Source organism: Centipeda sp. (in: firmicutes), assembly GCF_057271695.1.
The window spans coordinates 12,647-29,223 of record NZ_DBHIVL010000028.1 but is presented as its reverse complement, the minus strand read 5'-3'; the positions used below and the strand labels follow the sequence as shown (position 1 = coordinate 29,223).

Here is a 16,577-nt window from a genome sequence, read left to right as displayed (position 1 = left end):
TTTTTGCACAAAATTGAGGCTGCTGCACGTTGGTTTCGTGCAACAGCCCCTTTTTATGTCCCCGGGGGATCAGATTTTGAACTTTTGAACGCCTTTTTTGAGTTCCTGTGCGAGCGTGGAGAGGGCTCCGGTGGAGGCTGCGATCTCAGTGTTCGCGGCTGCCTGTTCCTCGGCAAGCGCGGAGACGTCGGTCGCCTCCTGATGGATGAGGTGTGAGACTTTGTGCAGACGGTGGATCGCATCCATTGCGTTATCTGCGCCCGTGCGCGTCTGCCGACTTGCAACGGCGATCTTTTCGATCTCGGCGGTCAGGCTCTGGATGAGCGCGGCGATGGTGTCGAATTTGCCGCCCGCCTCCTTGACCTGTGCGACGTTCTCCTTGACATCCGCCTGCTGTTCCTTCGTGAGGTCGAATGCCGTCTGGATCTGCGCGGAGTTGTTGCTGATGATGCCGTTGATCTGCTGGGCGGCAGACTCGGACTCCTCCGCGAGCTTCCTGACTTCCTCGGCGACGATGGCGAAGCCGCGTCCCTGTTCGCCTGCACGCGCCGCCTCGATTGCGGCGTTGAGCGCAAGCAGCTTCGTCTGCCCTGCGATATTTGTGATGACTTCGTTGATGTCGGCAATCCGTTTCGATCCGTCGTAGAGTTACTGCACTGCCCCCGCGACGTGCATTGCACCGGCAGCAATGCGTTCGACCCCGCACACGAGGTCGTTGAGCATTTCGCGGCCCTTCTGCGTTTCGGCGTGTGTGGATTCAGCGGCGGCGGTTACGTCGGTGACGGACTGTGCGACGATTTCCATCTGCCCCGTCGTTTCCTGTGCCTTTGTCGTGGCTTCCTCGACAATGCGGCTCTGCTCTGCGGTCTGCTCGGCGATGCTGATGACGGCGGCTGCAGAAGACTGGGATGCTGCAGCGGTGGTCGAGGTGCTCGCGGAGAGGTTGTTCGATGCGGTGGACACCTGCTCGGAGGCACGTATTGTTCCCGCGACCATGTCGCGCAGGATACGCACCATCTTGGCGTAGTTGTTCTGGAGCGAGCCGATCTCGTCCGTGCGGTCGCTTTCCTCCAGAGACTGCGAGAGGTCGCCGCCTGCCATCTTGGTGATCGTGGCATCGAGTGCGAATATCGGCTTTGTGATGTCGCGGATGAAGAGTGTGACGATGCCGCCGAGGATGAGGAAGGCGATAACGCTGACGAGCACGATGACAAGAGAGACGTGTGCCACGGGGGCGAATGCCTCGTCATGCGGGACGTTTACGACGACCGTCCAGCCCGTTGTGCCGACCGGGCTGGCGGCAAAATACATATGCGCTCCGTCGAACTCGGCTTCAAACAGTTCGTCCTTGCCGGACATGAGCCGTGCGGCGAGATCCTTGTACTTGCCGCCGTCCAGTTCCGTGATGGACGGCCCCTTGAACTCGTGGGAGCGATGATAGACGAACTCGCCCTTGGGACCAAGGACGAACACCGAGCCGGTCTCGCCGATTTGGATCTTGTCAAAGAGGTTCATGACCTCGGCGAGGGAGATGTCCAAGCCAATGACAGCAACGAGTGAACCGTTCTGCGTCATGGGTCTGCCGAGCGTAACGGTGATGCCCGTGCCGGCAACGGTTGACCAGTAGGGCTCGGTCATGAAGGTGCTGCCCGTTGCGACCGCACCCTTGAACCACGGACGCGTGCTCGCGTCGAATCCTTCCGCCACGCCGTCCTTTGTAAGCATCACACCGCTCGGGTCGGAGTAGAGGAGGATCGAGGCTTTGTCTTTCTTTGAGATCGCTTGGAACGCTGCGTTCATATCCTCGGGCGCGGGCACCTTGTCGTTCCACGCGATGCCGACGGAGTCCAGCATCGCCACACGCTGTTCGATGAAGTCGTCGAGTGCCGTCTTGCAGTGTGCCGCTGTCTCGCGCATGATGGTTGCGGTGGCTGTCTCAATAGCGTCGCTCGCAATCGTGCGGACAATAAGTCCGAGGATGAGAAATGCGAGGAGTAGGGGGACGCCAATCCCGATCATAAGTTTCGGACGCAGTTTCATAAGAGTTTCTCCTCATTCATGATGTGTTCTTCGGCTTGCTTTTGATGTGATTGGACTACATGGGGACAGCTCCTTTCCGAGCGGATTTGCTATAGGATTATAGCATGAATCTGTTATTATTGCTATCAAAAAGTGATTTTTTTTTTTTGATTCACATTTTACCCGGCGTGCGGCGACCTCTATTGCCGCCTTGTCAAGATGGGGGGAACATGATAAAATAGGGCGAATCACATCCATATCGAAACGATCAGAGGAGAGATCTATGCGCTGGAACATCCGGATCCTCGACAAATACATCTTTCGGGAGGTCTTTCTGTCCTTCCTCTTTGCGATCTGCGCGTTCTCGGCGGTCTTCATCGGCTCGGGCACGCTCTTTCGCATTGCGCAGTACATCACGGACTACGGTGCGTCCCTGCCGTCGGTCATCAAGATCTTCGTATTCAGTCTGCCCGGTGTCGTCATGTGGACGTTCCCGATGTCGATGCTGCTCGCGAGTCTCCTGACATTCGGACGGCTCTCGTCCGCGAGTGAGATTACGGCGATGAAGTCCTGCGGCATCGGGTTCGGACGCATCGCCGCGCCCGCGATTCTGCTTGGCTTCGTCGTGAGTGTCGGCGCGATTCTCTTTAACGAGCACGTTGTCCCGCGCGCGAATACGGCATATCGAAATGTGATCTACTATGAGATCGAGGGCAACTCCGGCATGAAGTCGCAGGAGCACCTTATCATCAAGGAGATTGCGGACGGTAAAATTCAGCGGCTTGTCTACGCGCGCTCCTATGATGCGGAGCTGCAGCGCCTTACGGGGGTGAGTCTGCAAATTTTCGGTACGGACGGCAAGGTCACGCACGTTGAGAACGCGGAGTACGCAGAGTGGACGGGCACGGAGTGGATCATGCACAAGGGCGATGTCTACGACATTGCGGACGAGCATATCGAGCGGCGGATGCGCTTTGAGCGGCAGGTGCTGCCCGTGCAGAAGGATCCGCGCCAGATCATCCGCGAGCAGAAGTCTCCCGAGGAGATGACGATGCGCGAGCTGCGCCACCAGATCGCGCTCATGCAGACGCAGTATGTCAACACGACGAAGCTCGAGACGGAGCTCTATCAACGCATTTCGATTCCGATGGCGAGCCTCATCTTCACGCTGATCGGTGTGCCGCTCGGACTTCAGCCGACGCGCAACTCCTCGTCGGCGGGCTTTGCGATGAGCGTCATCATCATCTTTATCTACTATGCGCTCATGACGATGGGCAACGCATTTGCACGCGGAGAGGTGCTGCCTGCGCTGCCGGCGGTCTGGCTGCCGAATATCGTCGGCGTGATTGCGGGCGGGATTCTCCTGCGGCGTGCATCGCAATAACTTTTAGGAATCGCTGATAAAATGAAGTCCGTCAGATTGGCGTAGATTTTTTCGTCCGAACAAGGAGGCAAACCGGACGCATAGCCAAAGCTATGTGGAGGATTTGCAGGCGTTGTGCGGGCAAAAAAGATGCGTCAAGATGATGGTGCTGAATTTATCAGTGCTTCCTTTATTATGGAAAGGGGGTGACGCGCCATGTATGGTATCACACTCATTCTCGTACTCGCTGTCGTGGGCGGTGTCATCGCCTTTATCGGCGACCGTCTCGGCACGCGCATCGGGAAAAAGAAGCTGTCAATTTTCGGGCTGCGCCCGCGCCATACGGCGGTCATTGTCACGATTTTTACGGGGATCTGCATCACGGCGGTGACGTTCGGCATCATGGCGGCAGTGTCCGAGAATGTCCGCACGGCACTCTTTGGTATGGATCGTCTGAATGCCTTGATCGCGGATACGCGTGCGGCACTTGACTTTACCTCAGGGGAGCTCGAGCGTGCGCAGAGTGAGCAGGCGCTGGCGAGCAGTGAGCTGAAAAAATCGGAAGAGGAGATCGCACGTCTGAGTGGTGAACAGGCGGATCTGCGTACCGAGTCGGATCGACTCTCGGCGGGCAACCGTGCGCTCATGATGGAAAAGGAGGGGCTGATCTCCCTCAACGGACGTCTCTCGGGCGAGAACGAGACGCTGCAGGCGGATATTCAAGCCCTTGGTGTGCGTGCAAACGAACTGCGCGAGAACATCCTGAATCTGCGCGAGAACATCCTGAACCTGCGCGAGGGCAACATTGTCTATCAGGCGGGGGAGATCATCGCGAGCGGGACGATTCCCGCAGGGCTCTCGCACGATGAGATTGAGCGCGGGATGGCGGGGATTGCCCAGCTTGGAACGCGCAACATCTCGACGCGTCTCGGCGAGAACCACACGGATCAGGATATCTGGATTTATAGTCCTGAGTATGATGCTGCTGTAAAGGCGATTGAGCAGAGCTCTGTCGATATGATTGTACGCATTGTGGCGGCGGGGAATCTCGTGCGCGGCGACGAGATCCGCGCCTCCATCGAGCTCTATCCGAACCGTATCATCTATCATGACGGTGAGCTCATCATCGCGCGTGTCTACGCTCCTGAGGGGCTCGGGAACGCCGCTGAGCAGTCGGTCATGGCGTTCTTGCGCGAGGTCAATGCGGCGGCATCGGCGAAGGGGATTCTGCCTGACCCGATCCGCGGCACGGTCGGGGTGATCGAGGGGGCGGAGTTCTACGGGCTCGTACAGGAGCTTGCGGCGCATACGAGTCCCGTCGTCATCTCTGCGTATGCGGACGGCGATACGGATGCGATGGGTCCCCTGCGGCTGAAGTTTAAGATTGAGAATGAAAACGGGAGCGGGATGTGAGCCGCCCCGTTCTTGCGATTGATCCCGGACGCGAGAAATGCGGTGTCGCCGTCCTTGCATCGGACGGGCGGGTGCTCGTGCAGGAGGTTGTGGCGACTGCCGCGTTGGATGCCGCCGTGGGGACGCTCATCAGAACATATGAGCCGACCGTCATTATGGGCAATGGGACGACAAGCGCGGCGGCAAAGGCGCGTGTGGAGGAGCTTGGCTGTGAGGTCGCCCTTGTCGATGAGTACCGCACAACAGACGCGGCAAAGTGCGCCTACTGGGAGGCGCATCCGCCGCACGGGTGGCGGCGTTTCGTGCCGCGCGGGATGCTCGTGCCGCCTGTGCCCGTGGACGATTTCGTTGCAGTGATATTGGCGCAGAGGTTCTTGGAAAAGCGATAATTTCGTGCTGTATGCCCCATACTCTTTCATTGTCTGATTGACAGCGTTCCTGTCCTGCGGTAAGATGAATAGAAGTGTGTAGTTCGGATACTTCTTTAAGGAGAGCAATCATTCATGCCCGATAATGTCTTAGCCTTTATGATCGCGCTTGGCATGGCGCTTATACTGACACCGGCGGTCATCGCCTTTGCGCATCGTACGGGGGCACTCGACAAACCCGATGCGCGCAAGGTACACGCACGCCCCATCCCGCGCATCGGTGGCATTGGGATCTACGCTGCCTTTATGGTATCCATTCTGGTGCAGCTTCTTTTTGTCGATCTTACCCCGGAGTACATGATGAGTCTCATCGGACTCATGGTTGGCGGGACGATCATTGTCGCAATCGGCATCATCGACGACTACTGTGACCTGCCGGCAAAGGTGAAGCTGCTCGGGCAGATCATCGCCGCATCCGTGCTCGTCATTGCGTTCGACGTGCGGATCGACTTTGTCACCGACCCGCTCGGCGACTTCATCTATCTTGAATATTTTGCCATTCCTGCGACGATCTTCTGGATCGTGGGGCTGACGAATACGGTCAACCTCATCGACGGGCTCGACGGCCTCGCGGCGGGGGTGTCCTCCATTGCCGCCATCACGATCTTCCTCGTGGCGATGGAGGAGGGGATTCCCTTCGTGGCGATGGTGACAGCGGCTCTCGCGGGCGCAGCGGTCGGCTTCCTCTACTACAACTTCAACCCCGCACGCATCTTCATGGGCGATACGGGCAGTATGTTCCTGGGGTTCATCCTCGCGGGCATCTCCGTGGTCGGTGCGGTCAAGAGTGCGGCGACGATTGCGCTCATCGTACCGATCCTCGCGCTCGGGCTGCCGATTCTCGACACCACGTTTGCCATCGTGCGCCGCGCACGCAACCACCGCCCGATCTTCAAGCCGGATAAGGGGCATCTGCATCATCGACTGCTCGCACGTGGCTTTACGCAGAAACAGGCGGTACTGCTCATGTACGTTGTGAGCGCACTGTTCGGGCTGTGCGCCCTTGCCCTCACGGCGGTCAGCACACAGGCGGCGACCCTCATCATCCTGATCGTTGCAGGAGCGGTGTTCATCGGTGTTCGCAAACTGGGCATACTCCGCATGGATGTGCCGCAGCAGAAATAAATTAAAAATCACCGTACTGTGCTCCTATAAGCACGTGAACGCTTGTGTAACGAGGTGTTCGCGTGGAGTACGTACGGTATATGAACTCTGAGAGGAGCACAGGCAGAATGACCGGCAAAATCAAAGTCATGTCGATCTTTGGCACACGTCCCGAGGCAATCAAAATGGCCCCTGTTGTCAGGGAGCTCATGCGTCACACGGATTCGATCGAGATGCGGACGCTCGTCACGGCACAGCATCGCGAAATGCTCGATCAGGTACTGCACCTCTTCCATATCACGCCCGACTATGACCTCAATATCATGGCGGCGGGGCAGACCCTTTTCGACATCACAACGCGTGCCATGCTCGGCATCAATGAGGTGTTCCGGAACGAGCGTCCCGACCTCGTCCTCGTTCACGGCGACACGACCACCACCTTTGCCGGCGCACTCGCCGCATACTACCATCAGATCCCCGTCGGACACGTTGAGGCGGGGCTTCGGACACATGACATCTATTCGCCGTTCCCCGAGGAGATGAACCGCCGTCTCACGGGTGGCATTGCGACGCTGCACTTTGCTCCGACACCGACCGCGCACGCGAATCTTCTCGCGGAGGGTGTACCCGAGCGGCGTATTTTCGTCACGGGAAACACCGTCATCGACGCACTCCATCATACCGTGCGGCCGGACTATGTATTTCCTGCTGAACTTTCCAATGTGGACTTTGCGCATCATCGAGTTCTGCTCGTCACGACACATCGGCGCGAGAACCTCGGTGAGCCGATGCGTCATGTCTACCGTGCGATTCGCAGCATCATCGAGGAGATGGCGGATGTGGAGGTCGTTTTCCCCGTGCATCGCAACCCGAAGGTGCGCGAGATCGTCCGTGAGGAACTGGGCGGGCTGGCACGCGTTCACCTCATCGACCCGCTTGACTACGAGCCGTTTGCAAACCTCATGGCACGCGTTGACATCGTGCTGACGGACTCGGGCGGCATTCAGGAGGAGGCTCCCTCCCTTGGAAAGCCTGTGCTCGTCCTGCGCGACACTACCGAGCGTCCCGAGGCGGTCACAGCGGGAACAGTGCGCCTCGTCGGCACGGATGAGCAGCGCGTCTATGATGAAACCATGCGTCTCCTCACCGAGCCGACTGCGTATACACATATGGCGGAGGCGGTGAATCCCTACGGCGATGGTGAGGCTAGTCGCCGTATCATCGAGGCGATCCTCTACCATGCGGGACATTCGCACACGAAGCCGGAGCCGTTCGGGGCGTAACGCTATGAGCGGAGAGGAGGAGCTCATGGAGCAGAAGAAAACGCCGCCCCCGTCGGGGATGGCGGAGGCACTGCGCGCATTTGGTCTGCTCTCCGGGGTCGGCATCTATTTCCTCGTCTTTCTCGGAATCTTCATTTTCCTCGGGCAATGTGCCGACGGCTTCCTCGGTACGGGGCGCGTCTGCACCATTGCGGGCATCATCCTCGGCTTTCCCGCCGCGATTTACTCGCTCTATCGGCAGCTGAAATACTATAAGTTGGTGTGAGAAAAAATCCGATCAAACAGAAAGGGGCTCTCAATATGGCTGCTGTCATGGATGTAAACGTCTGTGTGGATCGTGATGTGAAGGAACAGAGTGAGGCTCTGTATGGCGAACTTGGCATTGATCTGACGACGGCGATCAACGTGTTTTTGCGGCAGTCCCTTCGCGTTGGCGGTTTTCCGTTTGAGGTTCGCGTGGACACACCGAATCAGGAGACTGTTGCTGCGCTGATGGAAGCGGAGAATATCTTGAGCGATCTCTCGGTCAAGCGTTATTCAGATGTGGAAGAAGCTCTGCGGGCACTGAAAGCATGAAAGCCTTGGAGATTGTCTGGACAAGTCAGTTCAAGAAGGATTATAGGAATCGCTGATAAAATGAAGTCCGTCAGATTGGCGTAGATTTTTTCGTCCGATTGAGGCAGCAAACCGGACGCATAGCCAAAGCTATGTGGAGGATTTGCTAACGAAAAGCGGGCAAAAAAGATGCGCTAAGATGGCGTGGCTGAATTTATCAGTGCTTCCTATAAGCTGGCGATGAAACGTCATCTTGATCTTGAATTGATTGATGAAATCATCCGTACCCTCTCACGCGGAGAATCACTGCCGAGCAAAAACAAAGATCATGCTCTGCTTGGTCGATGGCGTGGCTATCGTGAGTGTCATATTCAGCCGGATTGGCTGCTTGTCTATCAGATTGAGCACAATGTGCTTGTGTTGACCTTGGCGAGAACAGGTACACACAGCGAGCTATTTGGAAACTGAGCATATACGAAAACACCCCGCAGGACTCATACCTGCGGGGTGTTTTCGTATATATTCAGTTTTTCTCTGTCATGGCTGCCGCGAGTGCCGCTCCGAGGGCAGAGCCGGCGTTTTCGAGGATGATCTTGACGTTGACCGCCTCGTCCAGGAGGAGGGTGTCGAGCGCACCACGCAGGTGATGTGCGACGAGAGGGACTTTCTCATAGACGGAGCCGTCGACGGCGACAAACTGGTTCTCGAGCTCGTTCTCACACATGCGGTGCTGGATGATGGCGACGTACGTTGCTGCAACAATGCGTGCGGAGCGAACGATGACGGCGGTCGCAAGCTCCTGCAGCAGGGCGCGCTCGGCGGCGGTGAAGGTCATGCCCGTCTTTGCCTCGATGACCGCACCTGCCGCATGGCGGTCGAGGTAGGCATCGGTGATGATCTCGGAGAGCTCGATGCTCGAAAACGGATAGACTCCGTCCGCACCGAGGAGATCTGCCAGTGCCGTACCGTAGAGTATTCCGAGATAGCGTCCCGACACCATCTTTTCCAGACGCTGTGCGCCGGGCTGCTCGGATTCCCGATCCAGAATATCGTCGTATTTGGAGAAGGGCAGATGTCCAAAGCCGCCCGACTCCATGTTGATGACGGTCGGTGTCTCACTGCCGTCCGCAAACTCCTCGTAGTAGCAGGTGTTCTGCCCCGTGGCATAGATCGATCCGATGTAGGTGTGCTCATGCTTGTACGCCGCTGCGAGCAGCACAGCAACCGTATCGTTGATGACAGCGACGGGGGTGACATTTGTCATGCCGCGCCGTGCGAGTGCCTCCTTGAGCAGGTCGTTGACGACCTTGCCCTCGACTCCCTGCGTGGCGAACTCCTTCGTCCAGACGATGAGCTTCGCGTTGTAGAGGTCGGTCTGCTGTGAGGGGAAGGAGAAGGTATGTCCGAGGAGGTATTTCGTCTCCCGATTTCCGTCGATTGCTTCGTCGATGATGCCGGCGAGGAAGTCAAACATCTCCTCTGCCGTCGCATCTGCACTGACGTAGTCATAGACACCGGGGAGGGTGAGCGGCTTTGCAACCTTGCTCAGCACCTCGTATTCGCCGCTGCCCTTGAGGAGGATGCGCAGGGCGCGGACGTTCGTGCCGCCGAAGTCGAGCGCGAGGAAGGAGCCGTGCTCCTTGCCGCTCGGAAGCCCTGCATAGGAGCGGAGCATACGAAGCGTTGCGCCCTCTTTGCCCGCGAGCCCCGCGCACATATCGGCGTGGAAATCATCGGCGATCTTGCGGAGTGCATCGTCGTCTATGGTGAAGGCTGCCTTTATCTCGTCAAATTTTTCACGATCAAATCCCATGGTAACTCCTCCCAACCAAAGTTGTTTTTGTGTGATGAACTTGGATCGTACGAACCTGTTTGCGCAACGAAGTGTTCGCGTGGGGCTTGTACTGCCCTAAATCTGTTTCCTATATTCCCCTTTAACGGAAGTGATCGAGCATCGCGCCGACGCTCGGGAATACCTGCTTTGCCTGTGCCTGAATCTCGGGGCGTGCCGTGGTGAGCGAGTAGCCGTCCCAAGCCTTGAGCATGGGCAGGTCGTTCGTCTCGTCGCCGATGGCGAACACCTCCGCGCCGTCCCATCCCATGACGGAGAGGAGGGTACGGATGCCCTGATCCTTGCTGATACCGGCGGGCGTGATGTCAAGGCTGCACGCGTTCGGGAATGCGTGAATCTTATCCCCCAGTTTTGCGTTCAGCACGGCGGCACATTCATCGGACAGGGCAGGCTCATGAAAGCCGAGCGAGAACTGCTGAATCCCCGTCAGCCCTCCGATGTCGGCTTCCGTGATATAGACGATGGGGAAGTCCCAGTCCTTTGCTTCGCGCTCGATCCACGAGCCCTCGGAGTGGTGGCAGAGGTAGGTCACATCTGCTGCAGAGAAGGCGAAGTGGAAGGACTTCTGTGCGCTCGGCTCCGACGCAATCGCCGTGAGCGCGCGAGGATCAATCTCCGCCTGAAATCGTACGGATGCATCCGCACCCCGTATGATGCCGCCGTTGTTGCAGACGGTATAGTCGAATTCGACGCCGTATTCCTCAAGCTGAGGCACGAGCATCCCGTAGTCGCGCCCCGAGATGACGCCGAACTTGTGCCCTGCGGCACGCCAGCGGGCGATGCCCTCCTTCGTCTCTGCGTCGATTTTGCCGCCCCGCAGCAACGTGCCGTCGTAGTCGCTTGCCGCTACCTTCATTTTACTTCCTCCTCATAGACAACCGCCTCGAGCGGACGGAGCGTATTTTTCGGTGCATCCGTATAGCTGCCGATGAGCCGCACGCCCTTTAGGAATCCTGCGGGCAGCACCGCCTCCTCCGTGCTGAAATTGACGGCGGTGACGATGCGCCGCGTACCTTCCGTGCGCGAGAATGCATAGATCTGCTCATTGTCCGCGAGCAGTTCTGCATAGACACCATTCAGCAGTACGGGATTTGTCTTGCGCAGACGGATGATTTGCTTGTAATAGGAGAGGACGGAATCCGCATCCTTTTCCTCAGCCGCCGCATTGATTTCACGGTAGTTCTCGTTTGCGGGCAGCCACGGCGTTCCCGTTGTAAAGCCCGCATGTTCCGACGTGTCCCACTGCATCGGCGTGCGTGCATTGTCGCGGCTGTTGAAGTGGACAAAGGAAAGTGCCTCTGCGGGGCTGAATCCTTCCTTGAGCGCAAGCTCGTACTGCCCGTGGGAGGAGATATCATCATAAGCTTTGATGCTGTTCCACTTGACATTGGTCATGCCGAGCTCTTCACCCTCGTAGATGAAGGGGGTGCCGCGCAGGGTCATGAGGACGGTTGCGAGTGCCTTTGCGGCAAGGCGCGTATCGCCGCCATTGGGGAAGAAGTAGTTGACGGAGCGCGCGCGGTCGTGGTTCTCGAAGTAGATCGGGTACCAGCCCTCCTTGGCGACGCCCGCCTGACTTGCCGAGAGTGCTCTCTTGAGCTTTGTAAGCGACCACGGGATCATCTTCGACCAGCATTCGCCGCCCTCGTATGGAACGAGGACGTGGGCAAACTCGAACAACATGGAGAACACTCCGTTCTCGCCGACCCAGTCGGGGAGCTCTGCGACCGAGACACCGTTTGCCTCGCCGACGGTGAAGATGTCGTGTCCGTCAAAGACCTCTCTGCGGAACTCATGGAGGAAGTCGAGGATGCCGGGCGTGTTCGCCGTCATATCGTGGACGCTCACCATGCCGTCCGCCGCATCGGGTGTGCCGTCGGCGAAGACGGCGGGTTTCTTGATGTAGGTGATCGCGTCGATGCGGAAGCCGCCGACGCCCTTGTCGAGCCAGAAGTTCGCCGCCGCAAAGAGGGCTGCGCGCACCTCGGGATTCTCCCAGTTGAGATCGGGCTGCGCCTCGGCAAAGGTGTGGAGGTAGTACTGCCCGCGTTCCGCGCAGTATGTCCATGCGGAGCCGCCGAAGATGCCGCGCCAGTTCGTCGGTGCACTGCCGTCGGATTTGCCGTCGCGCCAGATGTACCAGTCACTCTTTGGATTGTTGCGGCTGGACTTCGACTCGATGAACCACGGATGCTGATCGGAGCTGTGGTTGTAGACGAGATCCATGACGATGCGCATATCGCGCTTCTTTGCCTCGGCGATCAGTTCCTCCATGTCGGCGAGCGTGCCGAACTGGGGATTGATGCCCGTGTAGTCGCTGATGTCGTAGCCGTTGTCGACCATGGGCGAGGGATAGACGGGGGTGAGCCAGAGCGCACCCGCGCCGAGATCCTTCAGATAGTCGAGCTTCTCCGTGATGCCGCGCAGGTCGCCCGTGCCGCTGCCCGTGGTATCGTTGAAGCTCTTCGGGTAGATTTGGTAGACAGCGGTGTTCTGCCACCATTTCGTTGCTTTCATGCTTATTCCTTTCCTGCAAAGTTACTGTGCAGTTATGTGAATTTCGTATCGGTAATTTGTGGGGAAATGCGTTGCCCGTAAGCGAACCCTAGTGGAGCAAGCGAGTAAAATGCGCGGTATGCCCCGGCGGATTTCTTTCGTTCAAGCGAAGCGCGTTTAAGAAGTCCGCCGGTATTTGAGCATACAAGCGCATGATCGCTTGCGCAACTAAGCGTTCGCGGTGGGCATCGCATGACCGACAGATACAAATCTCAGAACGTCAGCACAGGGGTTTCGCCCGCCTTGGCATCCATGCCCGTCGTCTTCTTCATGAGCGGGTACTCGGCGGAGTTCGTGACCGCCATGATGACCGTGTCCTGATAGCCCGCCGCATGAATCACGTCGCGGTCGAACTTCACGAGCGGCGCACCTGCCTTCACGCTCTCGCCCATCTTGACGAGGAGTTCAAAGCCCTTGCCCTCGAGTTTCACCGTGTCCACACCGATGTGGATGAGGAGCTCCGCGCCGTTGTCCATGCGGAGGCCGACCGCATGGCGGCTGTCCTCCATGACCATCGTGACCTCGGCATCCGCAGGAGCAACGACAACGCCCTCGGTCGGCTCGACCGCAACGCCGTCGCCCATCATCTTCTGCGAGAACATCTCGTCCTTGACCTCGCTCATGTCGATGACGTGACCCGTTGTGACCGCGTTGATGGCGACGGATTTCTCTGTGCCGACGGCGACTTCGGTCACATCCGAGGCGGGAGCGGTGAGAAGTGCCTCGAAGCGCTCACGGATCTGCGGGACGGAGAGACCGACAATGACCTGGAATGCGTGGCCGTTGCGGACAAGTCCGTGTGCGCCCGCATCGGTGAATACAGACGACGGAGCAACCTGTTCGGGATCGTTGACCGTGACGCGCAGACGCGTTGCACAGTTCGTCACGTCCTTGATGTTCGCCGCGCCGCCGAGACCGTCGAGGAAGGCACGCGCCTTGACATCGCGCTCGTCGAGCTTCATGCCGGGAGCGGCAGCCGCAGCACCTGCAGCACCCGCCTGCTTTGCCTTGTAGTCCGCCTTGGTAAAGAGCTTGTCCTCCACGCCGTCATCCGTGCGTCCTGGCGTCTTGTAGTCCTTGAGCTGAATGACCCAGCGGAAGACGAAGAAGTAAATCGCGGTGAAGCACAGCCCCACACCGATCTGCATGAGATACGTCGTATAGTGATACGAGAAAAGGGGAATCCAGTTCTGCACGAAGCAGTCGATCAGACCGCCGCCGAAGTTGCCCGAGAGACCGATCGCATAGAGCGTTGCGGAGAGCGTTGCCGAGAGCAGTGCGTGCAGGAGATAGAGAAGCGGTGCGACAAAGAGGAAGGTGAACTCGATCGGCTCCGTGATGCCGCAGAGCACCGCCGTGATCGTTGCGGGGATGAGGAGTGCTGCCGTCTTCTTGCGCTTTTCGGGCTTTGCACACATATAGATCGCGAGCGCCGCGCCCGGCAGACCGAAGACTTTGCCGCTGCCGTGGAGGGCGAAGCCGCCCTCGGGGAAGAGTTCGCGCAGCGACTGTCCGCTGACCATGAAGTCGTTGATGTGTCCGAGCCAGTATGCCTGGATGCCGCCGTCCACGACCGCAGGACCGAAGATGAACGGGAGATAGATGAAGTGATGCAGACCCGCCGGCAGGAGCATTTTCTCCGAGAATGTGTATGCCCAGACACCGACGATGCCGCTGGTCTTGAGGAAGAACTGGAACTGCTCGATGGCGTGCTGTACCGCCGGCCAGACGATGCAGAAGAGGAGTGCCATCGGGATCATGACGACAAAGCCGACCGCGACGACGAACGCAGGACCTTTGAAGATGCCGAGCCAGTCGGGGATGTTCGTGTCATAGAAGTGGTTGTGCAGGAACGCCGTGCAGCAGGCGATGAAGATCGCGCCGAGCATACCCATGTCGAGCGTCTTGACGTTCGCGATCATCGCAAGCCCCGTGCCGGGACCTGCCGGCTGGCTGTAGTCCACGCCGAACGCGCTGCCGTGGAGCGTGAGGAATGCGGAGATGAAGTAGTTGAAGAGCATGTAGATGACGAAAGATTCCATCGCACAGCGTGCGGGCTCTTTCTTCGCAAAGCCGATGGGAACGGCGATCGCGAAGAGAATGGGCATCTGCGCGAACACAGTCCATGCGCCCTGTTCAACGACGAACCAGAAATCGTACCAGAGTGTGCCCTGCGCGGCGATGCTGCCGAGCAGTCCCTCGTTCTTGCAGACGATGGACACCGCCACCGTCAGACCGAAGAATGCAAACAGAATGACGGGCGTATACATTGCGCCGCCAAACCGCTGCATGTTTTGCATGATGACATCCTTGCTGAGTGCCATGTGCGTTCCTCCTTATCCCAAAACCAAACCCCTACGGCGGGGAAGCTCTGCGCCTCCCGAGAATAAAACTGAAAAGAATATGAAATCCACTATCCCAAAGATAGCGCAAAAATGCCGCGAACGCAATAGGTTCGCGGCATTCGGGAGGGATGTACGGAGACTGTACCGTGGTACATAGGATGAAATTTGTTTCATTCCGCCTGTTCCTGCACATAAAGCCTGTAATGCACATACCAGATCTCGAGCAGGAGAAAATACGCGAGCATGGATTTGAACTGGAGACGTGCCTCGTTTTCGGGCAGGGCAAATTCTGCGGGCATGACGTAGAGATTCTCTGTGGAGCGTGCGGCGAGTGCATTGTGCCGCATCTCCGTGATGGAGAGGATGGGCACCCCCTTGAGATTCAGTCGGTCAGCGAACTCCACGACGCGCTCGGATTCGCCCGAGAGCGAGATGAAGATGAAGAGGTCGTCCTTCCCTGCCGTCTGATAGACGGAGTAGAACTCCTCACGTCCCGCAATCTCGTAGATGAAAATGTTGTCATAGACGAAGAGGCGTTTCATCTCCTGCATGACGTTCGTCTGCACATAACCCGAGGCATAGGCAAAGACGCGGTGCGCCTCATGGATGAGGCGGCTTGCACGCGTATAGTCGCGGCGCATAAGTGTGCGCCATGTCTGATCGTAGAAGTTGCCGAGCGAGGTTCTGACATCATTTGCGGGGATGGGATGAGCCGTCTTCTCCATCCGCATGACCGCCTTCATCTCGGCGAACCCGTCAAAGCCGAGCTTTTGTGCGAAGCGCACGACGGAGGCACTCGACACGGCGCACGCGCGTGCGAGCTCATGGATGGACGCGCGGCTTGCTGCCGCGCGGTTTCCCTCGATATACCGCCAGATGCACCGATCCGCATCGCTGAGATCGCGCAGATGCGCGTTGATTCGTTCCGTAAGCCGCATGGCATCCTCCCCCTTTTATGCGTCCATTATAGCATAAATTTTGGAAAAGAGCAGAAAAGAATGACTTCGTGACATTTGTCATGAAAAAAAACTGAAAAGATGTGACAGACTTCAGATGACATTATTTCTCTTTTTGATACAATATAACCAGTGTAATGATTGGGTTCTGCAATAGAGGGGGATTTATCATGGAGATCGCATTTTGCCGCATTGACGACCGCCTGATTCACGGACAGGTGGCGACGGTCTGGACGAAGATGACGGGCTGCAACCGCATCATGTGCGTCAACGATGATGTCGCACAGGACGAGATGCGCAAGAAGCTGCTCATCCAGGTCGCGCCGCCGGGCATCAAGGCGTACGTCATTCCCGTGGACAAGGCTGTTGCCGCGTACAAGGATCCGAAGTACGATTCGTTCAAGACGCTCTTCCTCTTTACGAATCCCGCCGACGTGGTGCGTGCGGTGAAGGGCGGCATCCCGTTCAAGTCCGTCAACCTCGGCGGCAAGTGCTTCAAGGACGGCGACACGATGATCTCGCAGGCGGTCGCGGTCAACGAGGACGATGTCAAGGCAATCAAGGAACTCCTCGATATGGGGATCGAGGTGGAGATTCGCAAGCTGTGGAACGAGCCGAAGGGCGACGTGATGGCGGCTCTTAAGTCAAAGGGACTCGCATAACGGTCTTTGAAGGGCTCCAATCCATTGGGGGGATTGGACAC

The 16,577-nt window shown here is 57.9% G+C and carries 16 protein-coding genes and 1 pseudogene; 10 read left to right on the top strand and 7 right to left on the bottom strand.

The genetic code is table 11. The features are described 5' to 3' along the window. The coding region (locus tag ACO6BQ_RS06080; protein WP_489120018.1) for a hypothetical protein at positions 1–216 on the top strand (216 nt) is incomplete at its 5' end. A 60-nt stretch (positions 217–276) separates the two neighbouring features. Here the strand turns inward: ACO6BQ_RS06080 and ACO6BQ_RS06075 are convergent. Then, positions 277–579: pseudogene (locus ACO6BQ_RS06075) on the bottom strand (methyl-accepting chemotaxis protein); the annotation flags it as partial. Positions 580–648: 69 nt separating this feature from the next. After that, positions 649–2,040 (bottom strand): cache domain-containing protein, encoded by a 1,392-nt coding sequence (locus ACO6BQ_RS06070; RefSeq protein ID WP_489120017.1) that lies wholly within the window; start codon positions 2,038–2,040, stop codon positions 649–651. A gap of 262 nt (positions 2,041–2,302) precedes the next feature. On the opposite strand from ACO6BQ_RS06070, the gene ACO6BQ_RS06065 reads away from it, so the two are divergent. The 8 genes from ACO6BQ_RS06065 to ACO6BQ_RS06030 all read left to right on the top strand — a co-directional run bounded on the left by ACO6BQ_RS06065 (position 2,303) and on the right by ACO6BQ_RS06030 (position 8,633). Next, positions 2,303–3,403, top strand: a complete 1,101-nt coding sequence (locus tag ACO6BQ_RS06065; protein ID WP_489120016.1) for an LptF/LptG family permease — start codon at positions 2,303–2,305, stop codon at positions 3,401–3,403. A 195-nt stretch (positions 3,404–3,598) separates the two neighbouring features. After that, a complete protein-coding gene (locus ACO6BQ_RS06060) occupies positions 3,599–4,795 on the top strand; it encodes a DUF3084 domain-containing protein (RefSeq protein ID WP_489120015.1) in 1,197 nt (398 codons plus the stop codon). Further along, entirely contained in the window at positions 4,792–5,184 is a 393-nt protein-coding gene (locus ACO6BQ_RS06055; RefSeq protein WP_489120014.1) for a RuvC family protein, read from the top strand. Before ACO6BQ_RS06060 ends, ACO6BQ_RS06055 begins: the two co-directional genes overlap by 4 nt. A 114-nt stretch (positions 5,185–5,298) precedes the next feature. Beyond that, the gene (locus ACO6BQ_RS06050) at positions 5,299–6,348 is read left to right on the top strand and encodes a glycosyltransferase family 4 protein (RefSeq protein ID WP_489120013.1); all 1,050 of its coding nucleotides are present in this window, start codon (positions 5,299–5,301) and stop codon (positions 6,346–6,348) included. 107 nt (positions 6,349–6,455) lie between these two features. Beyond that, entirely contained in the window at positions 6,456–7,610 is a 1,155-nt protein-coding gene (gene wecB / locus ACO6BQ_RS06045; protein ID WP_489120012.1) for a non-hydrolyzing UDP-N-acetylglucosamine 2-epimerase, read from the top strand. 25 nt (positions 7,611–7,635) lie between these two features. Next, positions 7,636–7,875 carry an AtpZ/AtpI family protein gene (locus ACO6BQ_RS06040; protein WP_489120011.1) on the top strand — a complete coding sequence of 80 codons (240 nt, stop codon included), beginning with the start codon at positions 7,636–7,638 and terminating at the stop codon, positions 7,873–7,875. A gap of 35 nt (positions 7,876–7,910) precedes the next feature. Then, positions 7,911–8,186: a type II toxin-antitoxin system RelB/DinJ family antitoxin gene (locus ACO6BQ_RS06035; RefSeq protein WP_489120010.1), complete on the top strand. Its 276-nt coding sequence runs from the start codon at positions 7,911–7,913 to the stop codon at positions 8,184–8,186. A gap of 219 nt (positions 8,187–8,405) precedes the next feature. Beyond that, positions 8,406–8,633, top strand: a complete 228-nt coding sequence (locus ACO6BQ_RS06030) for a type II toxin-antitoxin system YafQ family toxin (RefSeq protein WP_489120019.1) — start codon at positions 8,406–8,408, stop codon at positions 8,631–8,633. A 55-nt stretch (positions 8,634–8,688) separates the two neighbouring features. On the opposite strand, the gene ACO6BQ_RS06025 is transcribed toward ACO6BQ_RS06030, so the two are convergent. The 5 genes from ACO6BQ_RS06025 to ACO6BQ_RS06005 all read right to left on the bottom strand — a co-directional run bounded on the left by ACO6BQ_RS06025 (position 8,689) and on the right by ACO6BQ_RS06005 (position 15,856). Next, positions 8,689–9,978, bottom strand: a complete 1,290-nt coding sequence (locus tag ACO6BQ_RS06025) for a hexokinase family protein (RefSeq protein WP_489120009.1) — start codon at positions 9,976–9,978, stop codon at positions 8,689–8,691. 121 nt (positions 9,979–10,099) lie between these two features. After that, complete coding sequence (locus ACO6BQ_RS06020; protein WP_488786988.1) at positions 10,100–10,873, bottom strand: HAD-IIB family hydrolase; 774 nt, start codon at positions 10,871–10,873, stop codon at positions 10,100–10,102. Next, on the bottom strand, positions 10,870–12,534 hold the full coding sequence (locus ACO6BQ_RS06015; protein ID WP_489120008.1) for a glycoside hydrolase family 13 protein: 1,665 nt from the start codon (positions 12,532–12,534) through the stop codon (positions 10,870–10,872). The genes ACO6BQ_RS06020 and ACO6BQ_RS06015 overlap by 4 nt, the downstream gene beginning before the upstream one ends. Positions 12,535–12,785: 251 nt before the next feature. After that, the gene (locus ACO6BQ_RS06010) at positions 12,786–14,897 is read right to left on the bottom strand and encodes an alpha-glucoside-specific PTS transporter subunit IIBC (RefSeq protein ID WP_489120007.1); all 2,112 of its coding nucleotides are present in this window, start codon (positions 14,895–14,897) and stop codon (positions 12,786–12,788) included. Between the two features lie 191 nt (positions 14,898–15,088). Further along, on the bottom strand, positions 15,089–15,856 hold the full coding sequence (locus ACO6BQ_RS06005) for a MurR/RpiR family transcriptional regulator (protein WP_489120006.1): 768 nt from the start codon (positions 15,854–15,856) through the stop codon (positions 15,089–15,091). Positions 15,857–16,044: 188 nt separating this feature from the next. On the opposite strand from ACO6BQ_RS06005, the gene ACO6BQ_RS06000 reads away from it, so the two are divergent. After that, positions 16,045–16,536, top strand: a complete 492-nt coding sequence (locus ACO6BQ_RS06000; protein ID WP_489120005.1) for a PTS sugar transporter subunit IIB — start codon at positions 16,045–16,047, stop codon at positions 16,534–16,536. Positions 16,537–16,577 lie beyond the last annotated feature (41 nt).